General features: G+C 70.6%; 20 protein-coding genes. 18 read left to right on the forward strand and 2 right to left on the reverse strand.

Features of this window, described 5'->3' with window-relative positions; genetic code table 11:
* Window positions 1–4 precede the first annotated feature (4 nt).
* The 18 genes from QRN49_RS01755 to QRN49_RS01840 all read left to right on the forward strand — a co-directional run bounded on the left by QRN49_RS01755 (window position 5) and on the right by QRN49_RS01840 (window position 21,575).
* A complete protein-coding gene (locus tag QRN49_RS01755; protein WP_111033314.1) occupies window positions 5–1,651 on the forward strand; it encodes a Mur ligase family protein in 1,647 nt (548 codons plus the stop codon).
* Entirely contained in the window at window positions 1,648–3,123 is a 1,476-nt protein-coding gene (locus QRN49_RS01760; RefSeq protein ID WP_284753684.1) for a UDP-N-acetylmuramoyl-tripeptide--D-alanyl-D-alanine ligase, read from the forward strand. The genes QRN49_RS01755 and QRN49_RS01760 overlap by 4 nt, the downstream gene beginning before the upstream one ends.
* Complete coding sequence (mraY, locus tag QRN49_RS01765; protein ID WP_071405416.1) at window positions 3,120–4,223, forward strand: phospho-N-acetylmuramoyl-pentapeptide-transferase; 1,104 nt, start codon at window positions 3,120–3,122, stop codon at window positions 4,221–4,223. The genes QRN49_RS01760 and mraY overlap by 4 nt, the downstream gene beginning before the upstream one ends.
* Before the next feature lie 4 nt (window positions 4,224–4,227).
* Window positions 4,228–5,763 carry a UDP-N-acetylmuramoyl-L-alanine--D-glutamate ligase gene (gene murD, locus QRN49_RS01770; RefSeq protein WP_284753687.1) on the forward strand — a complete coding sequence of 512 codons (1,536 nt, stop codon included), beginning with the start codon at window positions 4,228–4,230 and terminating at the stop codon, window positions 5,761–5,763.
* On the forward strand, window positions 5,726–6,991 hold the full coding sequence (gene ftsW, locus QRN49_RS01775) for a putative lipid II flippase FtsW (RefSeq protein WP_111023105.1): 1,266 nt from the start codon (window positions 5,726–5,728) through the stop codon (window positions 6,989–6,991). Before murD ends, ftsW begins: the two co-directional genes overlap by 38 nt.
* Window positions 6,988–8,085 carry an undecaprenyldiphospho-muramoylpentapeptide beta-N-acetylglucosaminyltransferase gene (gene murG, locus QRN49_RS01780; RefSeq protein ID WP_111023106.1) on the forward strand — a complete coding sequence of 366 codons (1,098 nt, stop codon included), beginning with the start codon at window positions 6,988–6,990 and terminating at the stop codon, window positions 8,083–8,085. The genes ftsW and murG overlap by 4 nt, the downstream gene beginning before the upstream one ends.
* Window positions 8,082–9,503, forward strand: coding sequence for a UDP-N-acetylmuramate--L-alanine ligase (gene murC / locus QRN49_RS01785; RefSeq protein ID WP_284753691.1), 1,422 nt, complete (start codon window positions 8,082–8,084; stop codon window positions 9,501–9,503). Before murG ends, murC begins: the two co-directional genes overlap by 4 nt.
* A complete protein-coding gene (locus tag QRN49_RS01790; protein WP_284753693.1) occupies window positions 9,500–10,786 on the forward strand; it encodes a cell division protein FtsQ/DivIB in 1,287 nt (428 codons plus the stop codon). Before murC ends, QRN49_RS01790 begins: the two co-directional genes overlap by 4 nt.
* A 146-nt stretch (window positions 10,787–10,932) precedes the next feature.
* The gene (gene ftsZ, locus QRN49_RS01795; RefSeq protein WP_027465251.1) at window positions 10,933–12,093 is read left to right on the forward strand and encodes a cell division protein FtsZ; all 1,161 of its coding nucleotides are present in this window, start codon (window positions 10,933–10,935) and stop codon (window positions 12,091–12,093) included.
* A gap of 7 nt (window positions 12,094–12,100) precedes the next feature.
* Window positions 12,101–12,823 carry a YggS family pyridoxal phosphate-dependent enzyme gene (locus QRN49_RS01800; protein ID WP_284753695.1) on the forward strand — a complete coding sequence of 241 codons (723 nt, stop codon included), beginning with the start codon at window positions 12,101–12,103 and terminating at the stop codon, window positions 12,821–12,823.
* 41 nt (window positions 12,824–12,864) lie between these two features.
* A complete protein-coding gene (locus QRN49_RS01805; RefSeq protein WP_071405422.1) occupies window positions 12,865–13,449 on the forward strand; it encodes a cell division protein SepF in 585 nt (194 codons plus the stop codon).
* Window positions 13,450–13,517: 68 nt separating this feature from the next.
* Window positions 13,518–13,814, forward strand: coding sequence for a YggT family protein (locus QRN49_RS01810; RefSeq protein ID WP_084741074.1), 297 nt, complete (start codon window positions 13,518–13,520; stop codon window positions 13,812–13,814).
* Between the two features lie 185 nt (window positions 13,815–13,999).
* Window positions 14,000–14,680: a DivIVA domain-containing protein gene (locus QRN49_RS01815; protein ID WP_071405424.1), complete on the forward strand. Its 681-nt coding sequence runs from the start codon at window positions 14,000–14,002 to the stop codon at window positions 14,678–14,680.
* 2 nt (window positions 14,681–14,682) lie between these two features.
* A complete protein-coding gene (gene lspA, locus QRN49_RS01820) occupies window positions 14,683–15,369 on the forward strand; it encodes a signal peptidase II (RefSeq protein WP_228513405.1) in 687 nt (228 codons plus the stop codon).
* Window positions 15,366–16,295 (forward strand): RluA family pseudouridine synthase, encoded by a 930-nt coding sequence (locus tag QRN49_RS01825; protein ID WP_284753702.1) that lies wholly within the window; start codon window positions 15,366–15,368, stop codon window positions 16,293–16,295. The genes lspA and QRN49_RS01825 overlap by 4 nt, the downstream gene beginning before the upstream one ends.
* A gap of 638 nt (window positions 16,296–16,933) precedes the next feature.
* Window positions 16,934–20,413 carry a DNA polymerase III subunit alpha gene (dnaE, locus tag QRN49_RS01830; protein WP_071245757.1) on the forward strand — a complete coding sequence of 1,160 codons (3,480 nt, stop codon included), beginning with the start codon at window positions 16,934–16,936 and terminating at the stop codon, window positions 20,411–20,413.
* 11 nt (window positions 20,414–20,424) lie between these two features.
* Window positions 20,425–20,775, forward strand: a complete 351-nt coding sequence (locus QRN49_RS01835) for a DUF2200 domain-containing protein (protein ID WP_284753706.1) — start codon at window positions 20,425–20,427, stop codon at window positions 20,773–20,775.
* 143 nt (window positions 20,776–20,918) lie between these two features.
* Window positions 20,919–21,575, forward strand: coding sequence for an aminoglycoside phosphotransferase/kinase family protein (locus QRN49_RS01840; protein WP_284753708.1), 657 nt, complete (start codon window positions 20,919–20,921; stop codon window positions 21,573–21,575).
* A 59-nt stretch (window positions 21,576–21,634) separates the two neighbouring features.
* On the opposite strand, the gene QRN49_RS01845 is transcribed toward QRN49_RS01840, so the two are convergent.
* Together QRN49_RS01845 and QRN49_RS01850 are read right to left on the reverse strand one after the other, a co-directional pair.
* Window positions 21,635–23,089, reverse strand: coding sequence for a glycosyltransferase family 2 protein (locus tag QRN49_RS01845; protein ID WP_111023114.1), 1,455 nt, complete (start codon window positions 23,087–23,089; stop codon window positions 21,635–21,637).
* Complete coding sequence (locus QRN49_RS01850) at window positions 23,086–24,456, reverse strand: glycosyltransferase family 4 protein (protein ID WP_284753712.1); 1,371 nt, start codon at window positions 24,454–24,456, stop codon at window positions 23,086–23,088. The genes QRN49_RS01845 and QRN49_RS01850 overlap by 4 nt, the downstream gene beginning before the upstream one ends.
* Window positions 24,457–24,622: the final 166 nt, after the last annotated feature.

Consider the following 24,622-nt stretch of genomic DNA (forward strand, 5'->3'; position numbering starts at 1 on the left):
ACACTTGTCCGCACGGATCCCCCCGGTCCTCCGACCCGAACACCCGACCCCGAGGGCCGTCTCCGAACTCGCCAACGCGTTCGGTCTGCGAGTCGTCGGCTCGGTCGACAGCATCGAGACCACCGGTGTCACCCTGAGCGCCACCGAGGTGCAGCCGGGTGACCTGTTCGTCGGCGTGCACGGTGCGAACCGGCACGGCGCACAGTTCGCGACGGAGGCCGCCGAGCGCGGCGCCGTCGCCGTCCTGACCGACCAGGACGGCGTCGCACTGGTCGAGCCGTCCGGGCTGCCGGTGCTCGTCGTCGACGACCCCCGCGCCGCCCTCGGCGACGTCGCGGCGTGGGTCTACCGCACGCACCCCGACGAGGCCACCGACCTGCCGCAGCTGTTCGCCGTCACCGGCACGAACGGCAAGACGAGCACGTCCTACATCCTCGAGGGCATCCTCAAGCAGCTCGGCCTGGTCACCGGCCTGAGCTCGACCGCCGAGCGCCACATCGGTTCGCTCAGCGTGACGAGCCGCCTGACCACGCCCGAGGCCAGCGAGATGCACGCGCTCCTCGCCCGCATGCGCGAGAGCGAGGTCCGCGCGGTCGCCGTCGAGGTCAGCGCCCAGGCCCTCAGCCGGCACCGCGTCGACGGCATCGTCTTCGACGTCGCGGCATTCACGAACCTGTCGCACGACCACCTCGACGACTACGCCGACATGGAGGAGTACTACCAGGCGAAGCTCCCGCTGTTCCAGCCCGAGCACGCCCGTCGCGGCGTCGTCTCGCTGGACACCGACTGGGGCCACCGCGTGGTGCAGGACTCCCGCATCCCGGTCACCACGATCACCGTGCACCCCGACGTCGAGGCCGAGTGGCACGTCGACATCGTCGAGGCCCACGCCGCCTACACCGAGTTCCGTCTGACCGGCCCCGAGGGCCGCGAACTGACCACCCGTGTGCCGCTGATCGGCTGGCACATGGCGGCGAATGCGGCACTCGCGATCGTCATGCTCGTCGAGGGCGGGTTCGAGCTGGGTGCCATCGCACACGCGCTGGAGAGCAACCACCGCCGCTACCCGGACGAGGACGCCGCGAGCGAGCGTGACGGCGAGACCCACCGCGTCTCCGCCATCGAGTGCTACCTGCCCGGCCGCACCGAGCGCGTCTCCGGTGAGCACGGCCCGAGCGTCTACGTCGACTTCGGCCACAGCGCCGACGCGTTCGAGAACACCCTCGCCGCGGTCCGGCAGTTCACCTCCGGCAAGGTCCTCATGCTGTTCGGTGCGGACGGCGACCGCGACACCACGAAGCGCGGCGACATGGCCCGCGTGGCCGCGGCCGGCAGCGACATCCTCGTCGTCACCGACCACCACCCCCGCTTCGAGGACGCCGCGTCGATCCGGAAGACCCTGGTCGACGCCGCACGTGCGGCGTACCCCGACCACGAGATCCACGAGGTCAGCCCGCCCGAGGCCGCGATCCGCACGGCCGTGAGCCTGGTCGGCGAGGGGGACTCGATCCTCTGGGCCGGCCCGGGTCACCAGGACTACCGCGACATCCAGGGCGTCCGCACGCCGTACTCCGCCCGCGACGAGGCCCGTGTGGCCCTGCGCGAGGCCGGCTGGGAGCCGAACTCCGGTCCGGCGGAGGACGTCCGATGATCGCCATGACCCTCGCCGAGATCGCCACCGCGGTCGGCGGCGAGCTGATCGGCGGCGCGCAGGCGACCGACGTCGCCGAGCCCGGCGACCTGGTCGTCGAGGGCTCGGTCGAGACCGACTCCCGCCTGGTCCGCCCCGGCAGCGTCTTCTTCGCCCTGCCCGGTGAGGTCACCGACGGTCGACGCTTCGTGCCCGCAGCGGTCGCCGCCGGTGCCGCCCTGGTGATCACGCCCGAGCGCGTGGACACCACCGCGCCGCAGATCGTCGTCGTCGACGGGTACGAGGCCCTCGCCGCGCTCGCGCACGAGGTCGTCACGCGCGTCCGGATGAGCACCGCGGACCGCGTGGACGCCGACGGTCGCCCGGCACCCCTGCGGGTCGTCGGCATCACCGGCTCGAACGGCAAGACGAGCACGAAGAACATGCTCCGCACGATCCTCGAGCAGCACGGCGCGACCGTCGCGCCCGAGGGCTCGTTCAACAACCACGTCGGCGCACCGATCTCGATGCTCCGCGTCACGTACGACACCCGGTACCTGGTGGTCGAGATGGGCGCGAGCGGCGTCGGCCACATCGCCAAGCTCGTCTCGATCGCCGAGCCCGACCTCGGCGTCGTCCTCAAGGTGGGCCTCGCGCACGCCGGCGAGTTCGGCGGCATCGAGGCGACGCAGCGCGCGAAGTCCGAGATGGTCACCGACCTGCCCGAGACCGCCACGGCCCTGCTCAACGTCGACGACGACCGCGTCGCGTCGATGCGCGACCTGACAGCCGCGCGCGTGGTGGGCTTCGGCACGTCGGCCGAGGCCGACTACCGCATCACCGGCATCGAGACGGACCGCAGCGGCACCCGCTTCACCCTCACCGCGCCTCCAGGACAGCCTGGAGGCCCGGATCAGGTCGACGTGCGCCTCGCGATCCTGGGTGAGCACCACGCGATGAACGCGTCCGCCGCGCTCACCGTGGCCCACCTGTGGGGCGTCCCGCTCGCCGACGGCGCCGCGGCGCTCGCGTCGATGACGCGCGCCGAGCGCTGGCGCATGGAGCTGCTCCAGGGCGGCCCCGAGGGCGTCACCGTGATCAACGACGCGTACAACGCGTCGCCCGACTCCACCGCGGCGGCGCTGCGGACCCTGGCGCAGATCGTGCGCCCGGGGGAGCGGACCGTCGCCGTGCTCGGTGAGATGGCCGAGCTCGGTGAGTACTCCGTCGAGGAGCACGACCGCATCGGTCGGCTCGTCGTCCGCCTCGGCATCGGACAGCTCGTGGTCGTCGGCCGCGGCGCGATGCCCATCCACCAGGCCGCCACCCTCGAGGGATCGTGGGACGGCGAGTCCGTGTACATCGAGGACGTCGACGACGCCGTCCGTGCCATGCAGGAGATGCTCCGCCCCGGCGACGTCGTCCTCGTCAAGTCCTCGAAGTCTGCCGAACTGCGATTCCTCGGCGACCGCCTCGGAGGTGTCACCGAATGATCGCGCTCCTCATCGCCGGCGCCACGTCGCTGGTGTTCACGTTGCTGCTCACCCCGTCCTTCATCAAGCTCTTCCACCGTCTCGGGTGGGGGCAGTTCATCCGTGACGACGGTCCGCAGTCCCACCACACCAAGCGCGGGACCGCCACCATGGGCGGCATCGTCCTGATCATCGGTGCGGTGATCGGGTACTTCGTCGGCCACCTGATCGGAGGCGACTCGATCACGCTGTCCGGCCTGCTCGTGCTGTTCCTGATGGTCGGGCTCGGGTTCGTCGGCTTCATCGACGACTTCCTCAAGGTGCGTCGTCAGCGGAGCCTCGGGCTGGGCGGCTGGGCCAAGATCCTCGGCCAGGTCATCGTGGGCGTCATCTTCGCCACGATCGCCCTGGTCGTGCCCACGTCGAACGGCAAGCCGCCGGCGTCCACGATGATCTCGGCGATCCGCGACGTGCCGTGGCTCGACTTCATGGCGCTCGGCACCGTCATCGGCACCGTGCTGTTCCTCGCCTGGATCGTCCTGCTGACGGTGTCCACGTCGAACGGCGTGAACGTGGCCGACGGCCTCGACGGCCTGGCCACCGGGTCGAGCATCCTGGCGATCGGCTCGTACGTCATCATCGGCTTCTGGCAGTCGAACCAGATCTGCGGCGGGGCACGGCTCGACTCGAACACCGCCCACGCCTGCTACACCGTCTCGAACCCGCTCGACCTCGCCGTGGTCGCGGCCGCGGTCTGCGGTGGGCTCATCGGGTTCCTCTGGTACAACACCTCGCCGGCGCAGATCTTCCTCGGTGACACCGGGTCGCTCGGCCTCGGCGGTGCCCTGGCCGGCCTCGCGATCCTCAGCCGCACCGAGCTGCTGCTCATCCTCATCGGTGGCCTGTTCTTCATCGTCACCGGCTCCGTCATCCTGCAGCGGGCCTACTTCAAGATCACCCACGGCAAACGCATCTTCCTGATGAGTCCGCTGCACCACCACTTCGAACTGAAGGGGTGGGCCGAGGTGACCGTCGTCGTCCGCTTCTGGATCATCGCCGGGCTCTTCGTCGCGGCGGGGGTCGGACTCTTCTACCTCGAATGGATCGCACGCGTTGGTTGACCCGGTGTCCTCGCCGTCCCGCCTCCAGTCCCTCGACAGCTGGTACTCCGAGGGGTGGAAGGGGCTGAACGTCGCCGTCCTCGGCCTCGGTGCCACCGGGTTCTCGGTCGCCGACACGCTCGTGGAGCTCGGCAGCGAGGTGACGGTCTACTCGTCCGACGCCCCCGCCGACAGCGTCGAGCTGCTCGACGTGATCGGTGCCCGGTTCCTGCAGACGCCGCTCGACACCGTGCCGGACGCCCTCGTGCAGCAGACGCCCGACGTCGTCATCGTGTCGCCGGGGCTGCCCCCGCACAACGCCACCGTGCAGTGGTCGGTGACGAACAGCACCGTCTGGGGCGACATCGAGCTCGCCTGGCGCGTGCGCGACAAGGTCGTCCGCGGCCCGGTCGCGGCCCCCTGGATCACGATCACGGGCACGAACGGCAAGACCACGACGACACAGCTCACGACCGCGATGTACGAAGCCGGCGGCCTGCGTGCCGTCGCGTGCGGGAACATCGGCGTGCCGGTGCTCGACGTCGTCCGCGACCCGGTCGGCTACGACGTGCTCGTCGTCGAGCTCTCGAGCCACCAGCTGCACTACGCGGCGACGTCCGGTGACGGGGCCGTGGTGCCGCTCGCGAGCGCCTGCCTCAACATCGCCGACGACCACCTGGAGTGGCACGGCTCGGCCGAGGCGTACCGCGCGGCGAAGGCCAAGGTCTACGAACGCACCGTGATGGCGTGCGTCTACAACACCTCGGACGAGGCCACCCGGCAGATGGTGCAGGAGGCCGACGTGGTGGAGGGCTGCCGTGCGGTCGGCTTCACCCCCGGCGTCCCCGCTCCCGGTGACGTCGGCATCGTCGAGGACGTCCTGTGCGACCGGGCCTTCAACGAGGACCGCCGCAACAGCGCGCTCGAGCTGTCGACCATCGCCGACCTCGAGGCCGCCGGGCTCGCCAGCCCGCACATGACCATGAACGTCCTGGCCGCCGCTGCCCTGGCCCGTGCCGGCACCGTCCAGCCGAGCGCCATCCAGTCGGCCGTCCGGGCGTTCCGCGCCGACCACCACCGCACCGAGCTCGTCGCCCAGGCGGACGGCATCACCTGGGTCGACGACTCCAAAGCCACGAACCCGCACGCCGCCACCGCGTCGCTCGCGTCGTTCGACACGGTCGTGTGGATCGTCGGCGGTCTGTTCAAGGGCGTCGACGTCGACGGGCTGGTCGAGCGCTTCGGCCCCGGCGTCCGCGCCGTCGTGGTGATCGGCACCGACCGGACCCCGGTCCTCGAGGCATTCGCGCGACACGCGTCCACGGTCCCGGTGCTCCAGGTGGAGACGACGGACACTGATCAGGTCATGCGCGAGGCGGTTCGGCATGCCGCATCGGTCGCGAGGCCGGGCGACACCGTCCTCCTCGCCCCGGCGGCGGCGTCGTTCGACCAGTTCGGCTCCTACGCCGACCGGGGGCAGCGTTTCGCGGCCGCGGTCAACGAGCACCTGGGAGGAGAAGTCGATGGCGACGACACCGACGGATCTTCCGAACAGCCGTAACGGCCGGACCGCGACGACCCCACGACGGACGAACGGCGCGATCGTCGCCGTCAAGAACGTCTTCGTCGCGGAGTCCAGCACCTTCTACACGATCCTCGGCGTCACGCTGTTCCTCGTCGTCTTCGGCGTCGTGATGGTGCTGTCCTCGTCGAGCGTCGAGGAGTACGCGGCGACCCACGACTTCTTCGGGGCGGCGTCCCGCCAGGGCCTGTACGCCGTGCTCGGCGTGCCGCTCATGCTCATCGCCAGCCGGGTCCCGACCCGGATCTGGCGGAAGTGGGCGATGCGGCTGCTCGGTGCGGCGCTCGTCCTGCAGCTGCTCGTGTTCACCCCGCTCGGCATCGACATCCAGGGCAACCGGAACTGGATCGAGCTCGGGTCGTTCACCGCGCAGCCGTCCGAGGTCGTGAAGCTCGGGCTGGTGCTCGGCATCGGCGCCATCATCTACGTCAAGCGGGACAAGCTCGACGACTGGAAAGAGGTGTTCATCCCGATCGGGATCGCCTCGATGCTCTCGCTCGGGCTCGTCGTCCTCGGTGGTGACCAGGGCACCGCGATGGTCATGCTCATCCTGGTGTTCGGTGCGCTGTACATCGGCGGCGTCCGCGCCCGGCACCTGCTCGTCGGCCTCGTGGCGTTCGCCGTGATGCTGCCCTTCGTGACGATGGCCTCGGCCTCGCGCTCGACCCGCATCAGCGCCTGGCTGTCGGGATGCACCGACACCAGCCAGTACCAGGACATCTGCTGGCAGCCCGTGCACGGCATGTGGGCGCTCGCGTCCGGCGGTGTGTTCGGCGTCGGCCTCGGCAACTCGAAGGCGAAGTGGTCGTGGCTGCCCGAGGCGGACAACGACTACATCTTCGCGATCATCGGCGAGGAGCTCGGCCTGATCGGCGCCGTCGTGGTGCTCAGCCTGTTCGTGGTGCTCGCCGTCGGCATGATCAAGATCATCCGGCAGTCCCGCGACCCCTTCGTGAAGACGGTCACCGGTGGCATCCTCGCGTGGATCATCGGCCAGGCGCTCATCAACATCGCCGTCGTGCTCGGCCTGCTGCCCGTGCTCGGTGTGCCCCTGCCACTCATCTCAGCCGGTGGATCGGCCCTCATCATGACCCTGGTGGCGATCGGCGTCGTGCTCTCCTTCGCCCGTGACCTGCCCGGCAAGAACGACCCCGGCCTGACGAACGCCCCACTCGGCCGGACCTCCACGAACGGATCACTGCGGTGAGCAAGTACCTCTTCGCCGGCGGCGGCACCGCCGGCCACGTCAACCCCCTGCTCGCGGTCGCCGACCGGCTGACCGAGCGGGAGCCGGGCGCCGAGGTGCTCGTGCTCGGCACCGCCGAGGGCCTGGAGTCCCGTCTCGTGCCCATGCGCGGCTACGAGCTGCTGACGATCCCGCGCCTGCCGTTCCCGCGGAAGCTGAACGGTGCCGCCCTGCGCTTCCCGCAGCGGTTCGCGGCGGCGGTAAAGCGGACCGAGCAGATCATCCGCGACCACGAGATCGAGGTGGTCCTCGGGGTCGGTGGCTACGCGGCAGCTCCGGCGTACATCGCCGCCCGCCGCACCGGCACCCCGATCGTCGTGCACGAGCAGAACGCCAAGCCCGGGCTGGCGAACCGCCTCGCCGCATTCCTCACCGAGCACGTCGGCCTGACCTTCTCGAACACGCGCCTGCGCCACGGCCGCGTCGTCGGCATGCCGCTCCGTCGCGAGATCGAGTCGCTCGACCGCCGTGCCGTCCGGGCCGAGGGGCTCACCGAGTTCGGGCTCGACCCGGACCGACCGGTGCTGCTCGTGACCGGTGGCTCCTCGGGCGCACGGAGCATCAACCGCACGATCAACAAGTCCGCCGCCGCCATCGTGGGTGCCGGCTGGCAGGTCCTGCACGTCGTGGGTGCCGCGTCGGACATCGGCCCGAGTGACCTCGACGGCTACCACGTGCTGCCCTACTGCGACCGGATGGACCTGGCGTACGCGGCGAGCGACTTCGTCGTGTCGCGCTCCGGTGCTGGCATGGTGTGCGAGCTGACCGCCGTCGGGCTGCCGAGCGTGCTCGTGCCGTACCCGGTGGGCAACGGTGAGCAGCGCCACAACGCGAAGGACGTCGTCGACGCCGGGGGAGCCGTCCTGGTGGCGGACGGGGAATTCGACCAGGACTGGGTGACGTTCCAGCTGCTGAGCATCCTGCAGGACCGCTCCCGCATCGCCGACATGACCGTGCGGGCGGGCAGCGTCGGCCACCGCGACGGCGCCGACCGGATGACCGACCTGGTCCTCGACGCCGCGAAGCAGGCCCCCAGCACCACGGAGGAACGATGACCATCAAGCCGGACCTGACCCAGCCGATCCCGGACGACCTGGGCACGGTGCACTTCGTCGGCATCGGCGGAGCGGGCATGAGCGGGATCGCCCGGATGTTCCTCGCCGCCGGGCACCGCGTGACGGGCAGCGACTCCCGCGAGACGGAGACGACCGGCACGATGCGCGATCTCGGCGCGACGGTGCACATCGGTCACGACGCCGCGAACGTCGGCCAGGCCGACACCATCGTCGTCACGAGCGCCCTCTGGCCCGACAACCCCGAGCTCCTCGAGGCGCAGCGCCGCGGTCTGCCGGTGCTCCACCGTTCGCAGGCCCTCGCCGCCCTGATCGCCGAGCACCGCCTGGTCGCGGTCGCCGGTGCGCACGGCAAGACCACCTCGACCGGCATGATCGTCACCGCGATGGTCGAGCTCGGCCTCGACCCGAGCTTCGTCAACGGCGGCGTCATCCAGTCCCTCGGCACGAGTTCGGCCCCGGGGTCGAGCGACCTGTTCGTGGTCGAGGCCGACGAGTCCGACGGCTCGTTCCTGCTCTACGACGTCGCCGTGGCCCTGATCACCAACGTCGACGCCGACCACCTGGACCACTACGGCAGCGAGGAGGCCTTCACCGAGGCCTTCGTCGAGTTCGCCGCGAAGGCGAGCGAGCGCGTCGTCATCTCGAGCGACGACGCCGGCGCGAAGACGGTCACGGCCGGCATCCGCCAGCGCCCGGACGCCCCGGAGATCGTCACCTTCGGCGAGGCCGTCGACGCGGACGTCCGCATCGAGGGCATCACCGAGTCGGCCGGCGTCGAGGTCGACTTCCGCGCCGGTGGCGAGGCGTACCACCTGACCCTCCGCGTGCCCGGCCGGCACAACGCGATCAACGCCGTCGGCGCCTTCGCGGTCCTGACCGGCCTCGGCGTCGCCCCGGCCGACGCGGTCCGCGGGCTCGAGGCGTTCGGTGGCACCCAGCGCCGCTTCGAGCTGCACGGAGTCGAGCGCGGGGTCTCGGTCTACGACGACTACGCGCACCACCCGACCGAGGTCGCCGCGGCGCTCAAGGCCGCCCGCAACGTCGTCGGCGACGGTCGCATCATCGCGATCCACCAGCCGCACCTGTACTCGCGCACCCGCCTGATGGCCGGCGACTTCGCCAAGGTGTACGAGGAGCTCGCCGACCACACGGTCGTGCTCGACGTCTACGGCGCCCGCGAGGACCCGGAGCCCGGCGTGACCGGCGCCCTGGTGCAGGAGCGCTTCGCCGACCAGTCGCGCGTCGAGTTCCTGCCCGACTGGGACGAGGCGGCGGCCCGCGCGGCCGCGGTCGCCCAAGACGGCGACATCATCATGACGCTCAGCTGCGGCGACGTGTACCGGATCATCCCGCAGGTGCTCGGCGCCCTGGGCACCGACGGAGCGTCGTCCCGGTGAAGCGCCCCGAGGGGTTCGACGAGGGGGACGCCCGCAGGGACGCCCCGGCCGAGGCCGCGGAAGCGCCCCGGCAGCGTCGTGGTCCCTCGAAGCCGCGGCTGCCGTTCCGCGGACGCGTCGCCGACGACCGGGAGGCCCGTCCCACGTCCGCCCCGGACGCCCCCGTCGACGAGACGGTCGACGACACCGCCGAGCCCACCCCCGCGGACCGGCCCGCCGCCGACACGCCGGGTCCGCACCGGGACCGCGTCGGCGCGTTCGCCGGTGCGGCCGGACGCCGGTTCGGCGCCGGGCTCTCCACCGTGGCCGACCGCCTGCGCGAGTACACGCCGAACGAGGACCACCGGGACCCGGAGGCCGACCGCCGCGACGCGGGACGCCGAGCCGCCACGAGCGGTGGAGGCGACCACGACGCGACCGTGACCGACGTGCTCGACGCGACCGGTGCCTCCCGGACCGACCAGCACACCGAGGCGCCCATCGGAGCGCGGGTGCGCGCTGCCGAGACCGCCCGCGAAGCGCGCATCGCGAAGCGGCGCCGCCGGCTGCTCGAGCGTGCCGAGGTCCGCCGGTTCACCCGGCGCAGTCGGCACCGTCGCGCCGCGTGGATCACAGCGGCGAGCGTCGTCCTGGTGCTCGGGGTCTCGATCCTCGTCGCGGTGTTCTCCCCGTTGATGGCGCTCCGCACGATCGAGGTCAAGGGCACGAACCGCGTCGACGAGTCCGCGCTGCGTCAGGCCCTGTCCGACCAGATCGGCACGCCCCTGGCCCGACTCGACTTCGACGCGATCAAACGGGACGTCGCCGGGTTCCCGCTCATCGAGAGCTACGTGACCGAAGAGGCCCCGCCGCACACGCTCGTCGTCACGGTGACCGAGCGCACGCCGGTGGTCGCGGTGCGCTCCGGGAGCACCTTCGACCTCGTCGACCCCGCGGGCATCGTCGTCCAGTCGTCGCCGAAGCGCCCGGCGACCATGCCGCTCGCCGACATCGCCCGTGCGCGTCTGGGGTCCTCGAGCTTCCGCACCATGACCGAGGTCGTGCTGGCGCTGCCCTCGACGGTCCGGTCGCAGGTGACGCGCGTCGCCGGGTCGACGGCCGACGACGTCACCCTGACGCTCAAGGACGGCTCGACCGTCGTGTGGGGGAGCCCGGACGAGTCGGACGCGAAGGCCGAACTGCTCGCCGCGCTGGTCAAGGACCACGCGGCGCGGAACCCCGGCGTCGTCGTCGAGTACGACGTCTCGGCACCGGACAACGGCGTGATCCGCGCCAAGGACTGAATTGCCGGACCTGATCGGCGACACGCGGCGTGGCGGGGCGACACTGCGCCGAACGCACCCGTAGCGTCGGAGCCAGCACCACATCTACCAGCATTGCCCCTGAACTTCAAGTAGAGGTTGAGGGTTCTACCGGAGGCCTGACTGACGTGACCACGAACCACAACTACCTCGCCGTCATCAAGGTCGTCGGTGTCGGCGGCGGCGGCGTCAACGCCGTCAACCGCATGATCGAGCTCGGTCTCCGTGGGGTCGAGTTCATCGCGATCAACACCGACGCCCAGGCACTGCTGCTCAGCGACGCCGACGTCAAGCTCGACGTCGGCCGCGAGATCACCCGCGGCCTCGGTGCCGGCGCGGACCCCGAGGTCGGCCGTCGTGCCGCCGAGGACCACGCCGAGGAGATCGAAGAGGCCCTGGCCGGCGCCGACATGGTCTTCGTCACCGCGGGCGAGGGCGGCGGCACCGGCACCGGTGGCGCACCGGTCGTCGCGCGCATCGCGAAGTCCATCGGCGCACTGACCATCGGTGTCGTCACGAAGCCCTTCAGCTTCGAGGGCAAGCGTCGCCAGTCGCAGGCCGAGAACGGCGTCGCGGGCCTCAAGGACGAGGTGGACACGCTCATCGTCGTCCCGAACGACCGCCTGCTCGAGATCAGCGACCGCGGCATCTCCATGGTCGAGGCCTTTGCCACGGCCGACCAGGTGCTCCTGGCCGGTGTGCAGGGCATCACCGACCTCATCACGACCCCGGGCCTGATCAACCTCGACTTCGCCGACGTCAAGAGCGTCATGCAGGGTGCGGGTTCCGCGCTCATGGGCATCGGTTCGTCGCGCGGCGCCGACCGTGCGATCAAGGCGGCCGAGCTCGCCGTCGCGTCGCCGCTGCTCGAGGCCTCGATCGACGGTGCGCACGGCGTGCTGCTGTCGATCCAGGGTGGCTCGAACCTCGGCATCTTCGAGATCAACGACGCCGCGCGTCTGGTGCAGGAAGCCGTGCACCCCGAGGCGAACATCATCTTCGGTGCGGTCATCGACGACACCCTGGGCGACGAGGTCCGCGTGACCGTCATCGCCGCGGGCTTCGACGGCGGCGAGCCGGCGCAGCAGCAGAAGGAACGTCGTTCGAGCTACGTCGACCCGGAGTCGAGCGCAGCGGCGCCCGTCGCCGCCTCGACCGGTGCGATCGAGGACTCCACCACGTCGAGCCCGTCCTGGGCCTCGCAGGAACACCAGCCGCCGGTGCAGCGCGCCGCCGACCCGGCGTTCGACGACGACGACGAGCTCGACGTCCCCGACTTCCTCAAGTAACCCACCCTTGGTAGCCGACACGCGCCTCCAGGCCTCGTCTCACGACGACGGACTGGAGGCGCGCGTTGCGTCCGTCCGGAGCGGCGTCGCGGACGCGGCGCGAGCCGCAGGGCGCTCGCCCGACGAGCTGACGCTCGTCGTCGTCACGAAGTACCACCCGGCGTCGCTCGTGCGCGAGCTCGCCGCACTCGGCGTGACGGACGTGGGGGAGAACCGCCACCAGGAAGCGCAGGCGAAGGCCGCCGAACTGGCGGACCTCGGCCTGACCTGGCACTTCGTCGGGCAGCTGCAGTCGAAGAAGGCCCGGCAGGCCCGGCGGTACGCCCACGTCGTGCAGTCACTCGACCGTGGCTCCGTCGTCGACGCGTTCGCCCCGACCGAGGCCGAGCCGGAGCCCCCGGTCATCGACGGCTTCGTGCAGGTCAACCTCACCGACGACCCCGGCCGTGGCGGGGTGCAGCCGGACGACGTCGAGGCGATGGTGGCCCGTGTGCTGGCCACCGGGACCATCCGACTGCGGGGTGTGATGGCGGTCGCGCCCCTGGACGAGGAGCCCCGAGCCGCCTTCGCCCGGCTCCGCTCGATCTCCGAACGGGTGGTGTCGCTCGAGCCCGGTGCCACCGACATCTCGGCCGGCATGAGCGGGGACTACGCCGAGGCGATCCTCGAGGGCGCGACACACCTGCGGATCGGCACCGCAATCACGGGAAACCGACCGCCCGCACCCTAGCCTCGTTGCAGGGCACCACGAGCACGAACCCCGGAGGAACCATGGCCAACCCGCTGAAGAAGACGATGGTCTACCTCGGCCTCGCCGATGAGGAACTCGACTACGAGGACGAGCAGCAGGCCGAGCCCGCGCGCCAGCAGGCAGCCCCTGCTCGCCAGGCCGCAGCGGCTGCTCCGGCGCCCGCCGAACCGCAGGAAGCCCCCGCCGCGGCAGCAGCCCCGGCGGCCGCTCCCGCAGCGGCGCCGGCTCCCACCAAGACGCACACCCACCAGCGCGGCGCCCAGGTCACTCCGCTCCGCCGCTCGCACACGACCGCACAGAAGGCGACCCCGGTCCAGGAAATGAACGAGATCCTCACCGTCCACCCGCGCGAGTACAAGGACGCCCAGTCCATCGCCGAGAGCTTCCGCGACGGCATCCCCGTCATCATCAACCTCTCGCAGATGACCGAGGGTGACGCCCGACGCATGATCGACTTCGCCTCGGGGCTGTCGCTCGGCCTGTTCGGCAAGATCGAGCGCGTCACGAACAAGGTCTTCCTCCTGTCGCCGGCCCACGTCGCAGTGAGCGGTGAGCCCGCTGAGGTAGAGTCCGACATCGAGGCGAACTTCTTCGCCCAGTCCTGAGCCGTACCCGGCACACCCGCCCCTGAGCGTCGTCTGACGACGCTCGCCCGAGACGAGCGAGCCCCATCGTGTCCGTGATCCTAGGGATCATCTCCCTCGCGTTGCTCCTGTACTTCTTCGTGATGTGGGGGCGCTTCGCGCTCGACCTCGTGCAGAGCTTCAACCGTTCCTGGCGGCCGCGCGGGGGCATGCTCGTGGTGTCCGAGTTCGTCTACACGGTCACGGATCCGCCCATCCGAGCGGTGCGACGGGTCCTCCCGCCGCTCCGCCTCGGGCCGGTGGCGCTCGACTTCGGCTGGACGATCGTGATGCTCGTCGTCATCATCGCCCGGTTCGTGGTCGCCGCTCTGGCACGCGGTATCTGAGCGGACTCCCGTCCGCGACACGCGCCACGCCCGGCGCAGGTCACGGTTCCGCCCCATCGTCGGTGTACGGTGGTCGGGATCGATGCCCGCTCCGGTGGCGCATCCGCACCGCACGGTACGACTGGTAGATTCGGTCGCACCGCATGCGGTTCCACACGTTCAGCAGTTCTATTGAGGTGACGGCAATGGCTTTGACGCCGGAAGACGTAGTCAACAAGCGGTTCCAGCCGACGAAGTTCCGCGAGGGCTACGACCAGGACGAGGTCGACGACTTCCTCGACGAGGTCGTGGTCGAGCTCCGTCGCCTGACCGCGGAGAACGACGAGCTCCGCCAGCGCCTGCAGGCGGCCGAGTCGGCCCCGCAGCCGGCGCAGGCCGAGCAGCCCGCTCCCGCAGCTGAGCCGGAGCCCACCCCGGCCCCGGTCGAGGCAGCACCGGAGCCCGCTCCGGTCGCCGCGGCGGCTCCGGCCACGACGGTCCCCGCCGACGAGGACACCGAGGGCACCACGAACCTCCTGACCCTGGCGCGTCGTCTCCACGAGGAGCACGTCCGCGAGGGCATCGAGAAGCGCGACGCGCTCATCGCCGAGGGCACGGCCCAGGCGGCTCGCCTGGTCTCCGAGGCCGAGGCGAAGCAGCGCCAGATCATCGCCGACACCGAGAACACGAACCGTCAGCGTGTCGCGGTGCTCGAGCAGGAGCAGCGCCAGCTCGAGGGCAAGATCGACGAGCTCCGGACCTTCGAGCGCGACTACCGTGCGCAGCTCAAGAGCTACATCCAGGGTCAGCTCTCCGAGCTCGACACCTCGGGCGAGCAGTCCGGTCTCACCCCGGCGCCGGCTTCGGCGCAGGGCTTCGGCAACTGACGTTGTCGCGACCAGCATCACGAGCGAAGGTCAGTGTCCGCGCGATCGCGGCACTGGCCTTCGCCGCTGTCGTGGTGGTGGCGTTCGACCAGGTCGCCAAGACGCTGGTCGTCGCGAACCTGCCGTACGGCACCCCCGTCCCGGTCCTCGGCGGGGCGTTGCAGTTCCTGTACGTCCGGAACCCGGGGGCCGCGTTCTCGTTCGCGGTGAACATGACCTGGGTGTTCTCGGTCATCTCGGCCGCGGTCGTCGTCGCGATCATCGTGTACTCGCGTCGCATCCGGTCGATGTGGTGGGCCATCGTGCTCGGCATGCTGCTCGGCGGCGCGCTGGGCAACCTGCTCGACCGGCTCTTCCGTGAGCCCGGGTTCGGTCGTGGCCACGTCGTCGACTTCATCTCGACGCCGTGGATGATGCCGGCGATCTACAACGTCGCCGACTCCTTCATCTGCATCAGCATGGTGGTCTTCGTGCTGCTGGTGATCCTCGGGGTGAACCTCGACGGCACCCGCACGCTCTCGGCCAAGCGCCAGGCGCAGCTCGACGCGGCGCAGCCGGTCGACGCGGCGGAGCCGCTCGACGGTGGGGCCGCGTTCTCGTCGACTGATGCCGCTCTCGACGAGCCGACCCGTGCCTCCAGGCCGGACGACCGCGACCGTCGCGACACGCTGGGCCACGACGCCACGTGAGCGAATCGCGTTCTCTTCCCGTGCCCGACGGGCTCGCCGGTGAGCGGGTCGACGCCGCCATCGCGAAGCTCCTCGGCTTCAGCCGGTCGTTCGCGGCCGACGTCGTGGCCGCCGGTGGCGTCCGCGTCGACGGCGTCCCCGTCGACAAGTCGGACCGGCTGCACGCCGACTCGTGGCTCGAGGTCGAGTGGACCCCGAAGGAGCCGCCGCACATCGTGCCGGCGGCCGTGCCGGGCATGACGATCGTGCACGACGACGAGGACATCGTCGTCGTGGACAAGCCCGTCGGCGTCGCCGCGCACCCCTCGCCGGGGTGGGACGGGCCGACCGTGCCCGGGGGCCTCGCCGCCGCCGGCTTCACGATCGCGACGTCGGGCGCCGCCGAACGCGCCGGGATCGTGCACCGCCTCGACGTCGGGACCTCGGGCCTGATGGTCGTCGCGAAGACCGAGCTGGCGTACACGCACCTGAAGCGGGCATTCAAGGAGCGCACGGTCGAGAAGGTCTACCACGCACTTGCGCAGGGCCACCCCGACCCGACCTCGGGCACGATCGACGCCCCCATCGGGCGGCACCCGTCGAGCGACTGGAAGTTCGCGGTCACGTCGGAGGGCAAGCCGAGCGTCACCCACTACGAGACGCTCGAGGCCTTCCGCGCCGCCACCCTGCTCGAGGTGCACCTGGAGACCGGGCGCACCCACCAGATCCGGGTGCACATGGCTGCGACACGCCACCCGCTCGTCGGGGACACGATGTACGGCGCCGACCCGGTGCTCGCGGCGGAGCTCGGGCTGACGCGCCAGTGGCTCGACGCCGTCCGGCTGGGCTTCGACCATCCCCGCACGGGCGAGTGGGTGTCGTTCGAGGCGCAGTACCCGGATGACCTGCAGGCAGCGCTGGAGCAGATCCGGAGTGCGTCGCTCTGACGTGCCCGGGCGCTTGCGCCGAGTGGTCACGAACTGTCGGCTGGGGCGCCGCCAGGCGACGCTTTCTGCACCCGCGGCGGCCGGCGTGCGGCGTGTCCTGCCCTCTCGGCGGGGCGCCCCGCGCGTGTCCAGACCGCCGTGCCCGGGCGCTTGCGCCGAGTGGTCGCGAACTGTCGGCTGCGGCGTCTCCAGGCGACGCTTTCTGCGCCCGCGGCGGCCTGCGTGCGGCGTGTCCTGCCCTCTCGGCGGGCCACCTCGCGCGTGTCGTGACGCGGTGCCGGTCAGGAGGCACGGTGGGGGCCCGCCCCGCGCCTCCCGTCCGTCGCGCCCGGGCGCTTGTGCCGAGGGGTCAGGAACTGTCGGTTGGGGCACCATCAGGCGACGCTTTCTGCGCCCGCGGCGGCCCGCGCGCGGCGTGTCCTGCCCCCTCGGCGGGGCGCCTCGCCCATGTCGCGACCCGATGCCGGTCTGGAGGCGCGGTGCGGCGCCGCCCCGCGCCTCCTGTCCGTCGCGACGCGCGCGGGAATGTGGGCGGCCGCGGTTAGGCTGTTTCCACCCCGCAGCACACCGTACGAACCGGAGGTTCCGTGTCGGATTCCGACTCCTTCGTCCACCTGCACGTGCACAGCGAGTACTCGATGCTCGACGGTGCCGCCAGGCTCTCCGACCTCGTGGCGGAGACCGCCGCGCAGGGGATGCCCGCCGTGGCGGTGACCGACCACGGCAACATGTTCGGCGCCTTCGAGTTCTGGAAGGCCGCCAAGGCCGGTGGCGTCAAACCGATCATCGGGACCGAGGCGTACATCACGCCCCGCACGCACCGCTCGGACAAGACCCGTGTGCGCTGGGGTGACGGCGGGGGCGACGACGTGTCCGGCGCCGGCTCGTACACGCACATGACGATGTTCGCCGAGAACACGACGGGCATGCACAACCTGTTCCGGCTGTCGTCCAAGGCGTCGCTCGAGGGCTACTACTTCAAGCCCCGCATGGACATCGAGCTCCTGCAGGAGTACCACGAGGGCATCATCGCCACCACGGGCTGCCCCTCGGGGGAGATCCAGACGCGCCTGCGCCTCGGCCAGTACGACGAAGCGGTGCAGGCCGCCGCCGACTACCGCGACATCTTCGGCAAGGAGAACTACTTCGCCGAGGTCATGGACCACGGCCTCGAGATCGAACGCCGGATCATGAGCGACCTGATCCGTCTGGCGAAGGACCTCGACATCCCGCTGGTCGGCACGAACGACCTGCACTACACGCACGCCCACGATGCCAAGTCCCACGCGGCACTGCTCTGCGTGCAGTCCGGCTCGACCCTGAACGACCCGAACCGCTTCAAGTTCGACGCGGACGAGTTCTACCTGAAGACCCCGGCGCAGATGCGGCACGTCTTCCGCGACAACCTCGAGGCCTGCGACAACACGCTGCTCATCGCGGAACGCTGCAACGTGGAGTTCGACACCTCGGCCAACTACATGCCGAAGTTCCCGGTGCCCGAGGGCGAGACCGAGCACTCCTGGTTCGAGAAAGAGGTCGCGAAGGGGCTGGACTACCGGTACCCGGACGGCATCTCGAAAGAGGTGCAGGACCGCGCCGACTACGAGGTCGGCATCATCAACCAGATGGGGTTCCCGGGCTACTTCCTGGTGGTCGCGGACTTCATCAACTGGTCCAAGAACAACGGCATCCGCGTCGGTCCGGGGCGTGGCTCCGGTGCCGGCTCGATGGTGGCGTACGCGATGCGCATCACCGACCTCGACCCGATCCGGCACGGCCTGATCTTCGAGCGGTTCCTCAACCCGGACCGCGTCTCGATGCCCGACTTCGACGTCGACTTCGACGACCGGCGCCGCGGTGAGGCGATCAAGTACGTCACCGAGAAGTACGGGTCGGAGCGCGTCGCGCAGATCGTCACGTACGGCACGATCAAGGCGAAGCAGGCGCTGAAGGACTCCTCGCGCGTCCTCGGGTTCCCGTTCGGCATGGGCGAGAAGCTCACCAAGGCCATGCCGCCGCCCGTGATGGGCAAGGACATCCCGCTCACCGGGATCTTCGACAAGGACCACCCGCGCTACAAGGAAGCCGTCGACGTCCGCACCGTGGTCGAGACCGACCCCGAGGCGAAGACCGTCTTCGACACCGCGCTCGGGCTCGAGGGGCTGAAGCGCCAGTGGGGCGTGCACGCGGCCGGCGTCATCATGTCGAGCGACCCGCTCATCGACATCATCCCGATCATGAAGCGGGAGCAGGACGGCCAGATCGTCACGCAGTTCGACTACCCGGCAGCGGAGTCGCTCGGCCTGATCAAGATGGACTTCCTGGGGCTCCGCAACCTCACGATCATCAGTGACGCCCTCGACAACATCAAGACGAACCGTGGGACCGAGCTCGACCTCGAGAACATGGGGCTCGAGGACCCCGAGGCGTACGCGCTCCTGCAGCGCGGCGACACGCTCGGCGTGTTCCAGCTCGACGGTGGGCCGATGCGTGGCCTGCTGCGGCTGATGAAGCCCGACAACTTCGAGGACATCTCCGCGCTCATCGCCCTGTACCGCCCGGGGCCCATGGGTGCGAACTCGCACACGAACTACGCGCTCCGCAAGAACGGCGAACAGCCGATCACGCCGATCCACCCGGAGCTCGAGGAGCCCCTCAAGGACATCATCGGCACGACCTACGGCCTGATCATCTACCAGGAGCAGGTCATGGCCATCGCGCAGAAGGTCGCCGGGTTCTCCCTCGGCCAGGCGGACATCCTCCGCCGCGCGATGGGCAAGAAGAAGAAGTCCGAGCTCGACAAGCAGTACGCGGGCTTCCAGCAGGGCATGAAGGACAACGGGTACTCCGACGCGGCGATCAAGACGCTGTGGGACATCCTGCTGCCCTTCTCCGACTACGCGTTCAACAAGGCGCACTCGGCGGCCTACGGTGTGGTGTCCTTCTGGACCGCGTACCTCAAGGCGCACTACCCGGCCGAGTACATGGCGGCGCTGCTGACGAGCGTCGGCGACGCCCGCGACAAGCTCGCGCTCTACCTGAACGAGTGCCGCCGCATGGGCATCAAGGTGATGCCGCCGGACGTCAACGAGTCGATCGGCTTCTTCGCCGCAGTCGGCGACGACATCCGCTTCGGCATGGGTGCCATCCGCAACGTCGGGTTCAACGTCGTCGACGACATCGTCAAGGCGCGGACCGAGAAGGGCGCCTTCGAGTCGTTCCACGACTTCCTTCGCAAGATCCCGATCTCGTCGGCGAACAAGCGCACGGTCGAGTCGCTCATCAAGGCCGGTGCCTTCGACGAGTTCGGCGACACCCGACGAGCCCTGGTGGAGATCCACGAGGGCGCGGTCGAGGGTGCGGTCAAGGTCAAGCGCGACGAGGCCCACGGCAACGTCGGGTTCGACTTCGATTCGCTCTTCGCCGAGGCAGCCGAGGACGCCCCGAGCGCCGCGGTGTCGCAGGTGCCGGACCGTCCGGAGTGGTCCAAGCGCGACAAGCTCGCGTTCGAGCGGGACATGCTCGGGCTCTACGTGTCCGACCACCCGCTCGCCGGGCTCGAGATCGAACTCGCGAAGCACCAGTCGATCACCATCGCCGACCTGCTCACCGCCGACGACTCGATCGAGGGCGAGACGGTCACCGTCGCCGGCCTGCTGACGAGCGTGCAGCACCGGGTGGCGAAGACGAGCGGCAACCCGTACGGCATCGTCGACATCGAGGACTTCGGCGGCCAGATCGGCGTGATGTTCCTCGGCAAGACGTACCAGGAGTTCGGCCCGTCCCTGGTGCCCGACTCGATCGTCGTCCTGCGCGGCCGCGTCAACGTCCGCGACGACGGCAAGGCCCTGCACGCGGTGAGCATGTTCCAGCCGAACGTCGGCGACGCGATGGGCTCCGGCCCGCTCACCCTGTCGCTGCCGGAACGCCAGGCCACGACGACCACGGTGACGGAGCTCGCCGCCGTGCTCGGCCGCCACCAGGGTGACACCGAGGTCCGGTTGAAGCTGCTCAAGGACGACGTCGCGCGCACCTTCGAGCTGCCGTTCCCGGTGAACCTGACCCCGGACCTGTTCGGCGAGCTGAAGAGCCTGCTCGGACCCCGCTGCCTGGTGTAGGTGCGCCGACCATGGCCGGTCACCGGATCTTCGGGACGCCCGTCGCGGACGTCTACGGGCACTACCTGGCGAAGGTGGAGCGGAAGGGCCACACGAAGGCGGAGCTCGACACCGTCATCGAGTGGTTGACCGGCTTCGACGACCGGGCGCTCGCGCAGCACCTGGCCGACCGGACCACGTTCGAGGACTTCTTCGCCAGCGCGCACCTCAACCCGAACGCCCCGCTGATAACCGGGGTCATCTGCGGGGTGCGGATCGAGGAGCTCGACGACCCGCTCATGCGGCAGATCCGGTACCTCGACAAGCTCGTCGACGAGGTCGCCAAGGGCCGGCCGATGGCGAAGATCCTCCGGAACGCGTGACCGACGGCCAGCCGGCACCACCGGATCCCGGAGTGCTCGCCGCGTTCGGTGCGGGAACAACCACACCGGTGCCACTCGTGGGCGGCCGCGGCCGCTCCTGGCGGGCGGGCGACATCGTCCTCCGGCCCCACGACGGTGCGCTCGTGACGGACTGGCGCGCTGCGGTGCTCGCGGACCTGGGCCACACGTCGGCGTTCCGGACTCCGAGACCGGTGCCCACTCGCGCCGGTGCCTGGCGGTGCGGGGAGTGGGAGGCGTGGGAGTTCGTCGCCGGGGCAGCTGACGAGACCCGTGTCGACGACGTCATCCGAGCGGGTCGGGCCTTCCACCGCGCAGTCGCCGGCGTCGGGTGCCCCGCGTTCCTCCGGACGGCCGACCCCGAGACCGACGACCCGTGGCGTCGCGCCGACCGCATGGCCTGGGGCGAGGCACCACTGCCGACCGACCCGACCCTCGATCGCCTGGCCGCGGCGTTCCGTCCCGTCCACGCGCCGGCGCAGTTGGTCCACGGGGACCTGCTCGGCAACGTCCTGTTCGCGGAGGGACTCGCGCCCGGGATCATCGATTGGCCTCCCTACCGGCGTCCGGCCGGCACGGGAGCCGCGATCGCTGCGGTCGACGCGGTCTGCTGGCACGGCGTGTCCGTCGACCGCCTCGACGATCTCGGCGAGGGCGAACACGAGTGGCGGCAGTTGCTCCTGCGCGCCCTCGTGTTCCGGGTCGCCACGCTGCACCTGCTCGGTGCGTTCGACGTGGCCAGCATCGCGCGACACCGCGCGGTCGTCGACGCACTCGCGTGACGGACGGGAGGCCCGTGGCGGCGCCGCCACGGGCCTCCCGTCCGCTCGTCGGTCGTCGCTCAGGCGCCGCGGCCGGCGATCGCGCGGAGGCGGGCGACGATGCGCGGGTTGCGCGCACCGAACGTGAGCGCGGCGAGGCGTCGGACCGACACCGTCGCGCGGTGCACCAGGAGGCCGGTCGCTTCGGCGATGTCCGAAACCGCGTGCCAGCGAGCACGCAGGGACGCGGGGTCGATCTCGTTCGCGGCGGCTGTGCGGACGAGCCGGACGAGGTCGTCCCCGTCACGCCAGCTCGTGCTCTGGTTCTCGAAACGGCGCAGGATGCGGTCGATCGCCGAGGCACGGTGGTTCGCGACCGCGTGTGACCACCGGACGTCCTGCGACACGGGGTCGACGAGGATCCAGCGGGGAGCGTTGGCGTTGAGCGCGGAGAGCTGCGCGAACGTGGTCAGGGCACCGAGCGCGACCGCGACGTCGAAGATCTGCCGTGGCCGACCCCCGACTGCGATCGCAGCGCCCGGGAACGCCTCACGGGCGTCCCGGATCTGCGACTTCGCGACGATGATCGTGACGACGACGTCATCCGGCGCTGCAGCGAGGGTGCTGCGGGTCCGGGCGATGACCTCGTCCGTCAGGTCGGCCGGGAGGTGCAGCGCCACGCGGACGACGTCGTCGTCGGGCAAGAACGCATCGGCGAACACGTCGACGGCGTCACGGTACCGGGCGAGGAAGAGCGCGATCGCGCCGCCGTAGAACGGGTAGCGCTCGAGCAGGATCCGCTCGTGCTCGAGTCGGAGCGAGGGACCGCGATCCCCGCTGAAGCTCGTCGAGCCCGTGTGCAGGACCAACGCGCGGTTCGCCAACACCGAGGTGAAGCCGTGCTCGTTGATCCGCAGGCAGAAGTCGTTCTCCTCGCCGTAGCCGGGGGAGAAGACGTCGTCGAACAGCCCGAAGCGGTCGACCATCTCGCGCCGGATGAGGAAGCAGAAGCCCATCGCCACGGGGGAGACCGTGTGCCGCGGGAGCAGGTACTTCGTCCGGCCGTGCAGCTCGCGGGTGCGGCGCGGTGCGAGGCTCGCCCGCGGGTTCCGCCGCGCGTAGGGGAAGGACGCGATCGTGGCGTTGTCGCTCCTCGCGCACACGACGCCGATCGAGTCGTCCGAGGCCAGGACCGCGGTCATCTCGTCCAGGAACCCCGGCATCGGGACGGTGTCGCTGTTGAGGAGCAGCACGTCGTTGCCCGTGCGGTCGAGGTCGAGGACCGCCCGGTTGCAGTTGCCGACGAAGCCGAGGTTGCGGCTGTTGCGGGTGTACTCGAACCCCTCGTGGTCACCGACGAGCTCGAGCACACGGGCCTCGATCGCGTCGACGCGGGGGCCCACGTCGTTCGCCAGGAGCACGCGGTCGACGGAGAAGTCCACCGTCTCGAGCAGTGCCTCGATGCAGCGCTCGAGACCGGGGAGGTCGTCGTAGATCGGGACGACGATCGTGACCGGACGACGGTCGCGCGTCATCGCCGAGCCAGCTTCCGGACGACGACGCCGGGCTGGGCGAGGAGTCGGCCGACGGCCCCGGAGCGGGATCGCACGCGGCTCGCGAGGAGTCCGACGGCGGCTCTGGCGCTCGTCGCACCGAGCGAGGCGTACGCGCCGGGCAGCTCGAACCAGTAGCGCGCCGCCTGGGGGAGCCGGTAGCCCTCGGTGCCGACCAGCGCGACCAACCGTGCGATGGCCGCCGCGTTGTCGTGGCCCGCACCCGTGACGGTGGCGAGGCGTTCCGGTGCAGCCGCACCGTGCCTCCTGGCCGTGTCCGGGTCGGCCGCGTACGCCGCGAGGGCGTCAGCGAGGGCGTTCGTGTCGTCGGCATCGACCAACGCGCCGGTCACACCGGGCTCCACGAGTTCCGCGCTGCCGCCCTGGCGCGTGGCGACGACGGCCCTGCCGAGCGCCATGTACTCGGCGGTGGTGCGACCGAAGGCCTCGATGGTGGACGGTGTGACGCAGACGTCGGCCGCGTGGATGAAGGGCGCGGGCGTGTGCTGCTCGCCGGCGAAGACGACGTGCGAGGCGACACCGAGCGCGCGGGCGCGGTCGGTGAGCCGCTGGTCCTCACCCGGGTGCTTCCAGCTCCCGACGAAGCAAACGCTCGCAGTCACGCCTCGTCGGCGCAGCGCGCCGAGCGCGTCGACGACGCGGTGTTGCCCCTTGGACTCCTCGACGCGGCCGAGGACCGTGATCCGGAGGCCGGGTTCTGCCTGCGGGAAAGGGGCGACGGCAGGCGTGTCGTCCTTCGTCGCCAGGAGTCGGCTCGTGTCGACCGTCGGGTAGGCGACGGAGAGCTTGTCGGCGGGGATGTACTTGGCGAGGTGGTCGCGCATCGCCTCGGAGTTGGTGACGACGGCCCCGGACAGCAGGCCGATGTCGCCGAGGACGCCCGCACGGCCCGTCTGGAACTGCAGACCGTGGTCGAGGTCGCCGTACTCACGGACGAACCACGCCTGCGGGATCCCGAGGACCGCGGCGGCGAACGACGCCCACGGGGCGACGAGTGTGTTGGTGACGACGAGATCCGGGCGCTCCCGCTCGTACTTCCGGATGATCGCGTTCACGGCGGCGTAGTCGACGGTCGCGAAGGCGGCGCGTTCGGCAGCCGGTGCGGGCTGTGGACTCGGCAGGGCCCAGCCGCGGAACCGCAGCGCGTCGTACGACCAGCCACGCTCGTCGAGGGCATCGATGAACTTGCCGCGCGGGGCCTTGGTGATGAAGGTCGGCGTCATGGCCGGGTCCTGCGCCTGCCAGTCCTCCACGAAGCGGATGAGTGACCGTTCCGCCCCGCCGAGGTTCACCGGCGCGGTGGAGTGGTTGGCGAAGCTGACGATCACCCACCAACCCTACTAATGATTTTCCAAGCGTTTGCTCTCTGGCCACTCGCCGCGCACCCGAGTCACCGCGTCGAACGTGCGTCGTGCAACGAGTGTGCGAGAATGCCTCGTCCCCGAATCCCTGTGAGGAGCGCTGCGTTGCGCCCCGGAGGAGCCTGCACCCGAA

It is taken from the genome of Curtobacterium sp. ME-Dv--P-122a, from assembly GCF_030209645.1.
In the GTDB taxonomy this organism is placed as follows: Bacteria; Actinomycetota; Actinomycetes; order Actinomycetales; family Microbacteriaceae; genus Curtobacterium; species Curtobacterium flaccumfaciens.